Raw genomic sequence first — 3982 nt, 5'->3', positions numbered from 1 at the left:
GAGCGTATCCAACCCGGGCTCTCCATTCTGACTGGTGGCATGCTACCAGGGAGGACCGGACAGCTTCCCGGATAGCCACGGGCTCTCAAGTGCAAGCGGCACAGCCTCTGAGTAGCCGCGGCCCATTCTCGGATGACCGTGCTTTGCGGAATCTGTATAGCTGTCAAGTCCCGGGGTGAGGTAGCCATGCTTCTCAATAAGCTCCGCGACAGGAAGGCGGAAATCAGTACGCTGGGTGCGAGGAAACGGGGTCAGGTCTCACATTCCAACACAGCGCACCAACAAAGAGTTGGATTGTGAGACCCGACCCCGTCCACCGCGCTTCATTCTCAGCGGACCTGGCCCGATCTCTCGGCATGACCGCAATCCCAATTCAGGCCGCACGTCGCCCTCTTCGCTGGCGCGGGCCGGCACATTCAATGGACGCGCTGGTTCCGGACGCTGAACTCCGGGGTACGAATCGCGTCATCTGGATTGCCGCCAAGTACAAGGCCCATCTAGATTTGCTCACATGCCGTGGATGGACTGCTCAGTCGCAGGATTTACAGAATGCGCACCGGGCAGATCTGCACCAGGCGCTGGCTTACGCCTCCCTCGCAGATGCGCCGCAGGTGGATACCTTGCTCCTATATCCCCAGCTCGCAACTCATACTCTCTCCCCGGCAACGGTTGCAACGGTTACGTCAGGAAGGCGCCGCGTGCGTCTCGTGTTGGCGGCAGTCCCCTTGGGTTACCGCAATCCGGGACAGAAGGAGCAATGCCTTCGCTCGTTCCGTGACCTGCTTGCCACTTGGCGGCTCTACACCCACAGGATCCTGGCCCTGCCGGCGAATTGGGTATCAACCACCCACAAAACCCCCGTGATCGCGAGCCGCATCGCGGCCGTGGCAATCAGCCCACGAAACCGAATGGCTAAGGCGGACGTCCCTCAACTGGCCAACTGGGCGACGTATTCGCCGATGACAGCAAGTTCAGATAGTGCATCGTCCTCCAGCACGATCGGCTGATAACCGGGCACACTGGATTCCGGTTTGAGGATGATCCGCACATGGCGCCACTCCGTGTCGGGATCGGTCGTTTTCTCGCTGTGATAGCGCTTAACGGTAAAGCTAGCGCCAGTGTCAGGGTCGTTGATGCCGCGGTGCTGTACCATCACGATCTTGCCCTCGCGCGTACCGCCTGCAGGCGCAGCAAACAGGCACCATGCGCCATTTGGAATCCGGCGGTTCATGGACTCGCCGACCACCTGCGCAATGAACATGCCGGGCCTAGGCACGATGAAATCGGGCGGGGCCACCCAGTCGAAGGCCTCCGGACTCTGCTCCACGTTCTGCAGCTCGCTGAAGCCGCCTGCGGCCACCTTAAATGAAACCACCGGCAGGGCATTTACAAACGGCTCGATTTTCTCGTGTGCAAGTTTCGGGAACGGGAGAAAATTCGAATCGGCCCTCTTTTCGCCGGAAGGCTCAGGCCCCCTGGCATTCTGCCGCACCAGCGTGCGGAAGTAGGCATTGGTCTCCGGATCCGTCGACCAAACGAGGCATCCCTTCATCCCGCGACTCATAAGCGTGCGGTAGGTATTCTTGATGATCTGGTCGGCCTTCTTTCGGGCCTGATCCGGGTCTTCCTTCAGCGCCCTCTTGTAGCCCTTGATCGAGGCATCGTTCTGCGAACGCGCATCCGGCACTGTGATGACCTCGCCGTCACGCACGATCAGGTCGGGGCCGATGATCACACCCACATGGTCCAGTTCCAGCCCCTGACTGGTATGGATACAACCGATCTGGTGTACTGAATCCGGCTGGATGATCCAGGTGGAACCGTCCTTGTCGAGGTTCCACTGCATGGCAAAGTTGTGCTCCGGGAAGCGGATATCCATCCCCTCCCCGCCCTTCTTACTGTCCCAGTCCCAGCAATAGCCCGCCAGCATCCGCGCACGATTGGCCTGCACGTTCAACGCAAAGATGCGATCACGCAGTTCGGTGGGCGAACCAACCACCTCGAACGAATAGTCGAGTCCGACCAGATCCTCGTTCGCGGTGTCCCGAATCTGCAGGGCGTGGTCGAGCCAGGCCAGATAGCCATCAGAACCGGCGCAGCGAAACTGCGAGCGCAGATCGGCGTAGTGGAGGGTCGCGCCGGCCGCCTTCGCCCAGCGTTCAATCTCCTCACACGAACCAATGTCCTTCCAGTGAATCCGCTGCTCCTCGTCCAGAAAGAAGACCGCCGAGCGCGCCGCATGGATGATCTCCTTGATCTGGTTCTCACCCAAATTCTGGTACATGCCGGATTTCTCGTTCAGCCGGTGGGCCTCGTCCACGACCAGGGTATCGAAGGTGTCCAGCTCCGTTTCGTGGTAAGAACCCGAGCCGCGGAACAGGTTACTGATGCGGCTTTTCTTCATCGTGCCGGTCAGCTTGGCCTCGTACACCGCCCTCGGTGCCGCATTCCGTGTCACGTACTGGGCCACCTTCCCCCGCCGGGTCAGCTCCCCCAGCAGATTCACGGCAACAACTGACTTTCCGGTGCCCGGTCCACCCTGCACGATGAACACCTGCTTGCCGTGCTGCTCCGCGATGTCGGAAAGGTCGAGCGCACTCTCGTAGACCAGCTTCTGGTCATCGATCATCAGAAACGCCGCATTGCCCGCCAGCAGGGACGCCAGATGATCCGCGAGCGACTTCGATGGGCGAATACGGCTGTTCTCGATGCGATAGAGGATATCGTTGGCATCCCCGTGGCGCACATGCTGGCTAAGGAAACGGGCAAGCTTTCCGGTGTCCACCTTAAGGAAGGCCGGGGCGCGCTCCAGATGATCGTGGTAGCGCGCGTCCGCAATGCCGGGCGAGACGCTGTTGTGCAGGTAGGCACAGGGGTGAAGACCGATGTTTTCGGTCTGCACCGTCTCGTTATAGTCCTCCAGCAGCGCCGCATAGGACCACGCCTGATAGGAGGGATGCGTGACTTCACGTTCCCGTCCTCCGACGAAGGTGCGCACGATCGCGTCCTTCTCCGTCGCCTCCACGTGCTCCCACTGCTTCAGTTCAACGATCACCGCGGTGTCATGCCCGTCGCTGTTGCGGCCGGTCAGGATGAAGTCCACCCGCTTGGAGGTCTGCGGGATCATGTACTCGATGGCCACCCCGGCATCATCCGGGATGTCGGATGCACTTAGCACGTTCTCCATGTACTGCATGGAGTTGCGCCAGGACATGACCTCGTTGGGCGAGGGCCTGCCCTTCCCGCTCGCAAGCATCCTGGCTAGGATGCGATTCTCGATCTCGTTCTGTTGGACGTCCTCGACAAACTGGTGCTTGTCGGCTGTGTAGATCAGCATTGAAATGCCTTTTCTGCGAGGCCTATAGATCTGTGTATTTTCGGGCATTGCCGCGGGCCTTGTCCGACGGATACTTCCGCGCGTTCGCCTCGAGCTTGTCATCCGCGGCCTGCAGCAGATCTATATTCAGCTTGCGCGCCAGGAGCAGCAAGTAAATTTGCACATCCGCCAACTCTGCCCGAACCGCCTCCCCGGCCTTATCAGACAGGTCCCGCGACTGCTCCTCCGTCAACCACTGGAAGTGCTCCATCAGTTCGCCAACCTCGCCCCCCAGTGCCATTGCCAGATTCTTCGGCGAATGAAACTGCGCCCAGTCTCGTTCCTCGACGAACATCTCCAGCCTTAAAGCCAGATCTTCCAATCCCTGTGTACTGCGCGATCCTTCTTCCATCCTTCCCTCCCATTACCTTTACCAGGGTTCTCCGTATCGTACCGAACTCGCACGCACCCCAGTAATCTCGGTTTTCCCAGGGCGTTTCGGGTCAGGTCTCACTTTCCAGAAAATTGCATCGCGAAGTGTTGGATGGTGAGATCCGCCCCCTCCGCGGCACAACGGGACGATCTGCACAAGCGCTGTGGTACGCGCACAGATCCCGTGCGTAGCCCGCGACTTGGTCACGAGCGGCCTGGCCCGCTCCGGCGTAT

2 protein-coding genes are annotated in these 3982 nt (G+C 60.1%); both read right to left on the bottom strand.

The window, feature by feature from the left end:
* Positions 1–928: 928 nt before the first annotated feature.
* Entirely contained in the window at positions 929–3337 is a 2409-nt protein-coding gene (locus ACESMW_RS18575; protein ID WP_372988450.1) for a DNA/RNA helicase domain-containing protein, read from the bottom strand.
* Positions 3338–3359: 22 nt separating this feature from the next.
* The gene (locus tag ACESMW_RS18570; RefSeq protein WP_372988449.1) at positions 3360–3728 is read right to left on the bottom strand and encodes a nucleotide pyrophosphohydrolase; all 369 of its coding nucleotides are present in this window, start codon (positions 3726–3728) and stop codon (positions 3360–3362) included.
* Positions 3729–3982: the final 254 nt, after the last annotated feature.

Origin of the sequence: Marinobacter sp., assembly GCF_041690455.1 — a bacterium.
Taxonomy (GTDB): domain Bacteria; phylum Pseudomonadota; class Gammaproteobacteria; order Pseudomonadales; family Oleiphilaceae; genus Marinobacter.
This window is presented reverse-complemented; position numbering and strand designations above follow the sequence as displayed.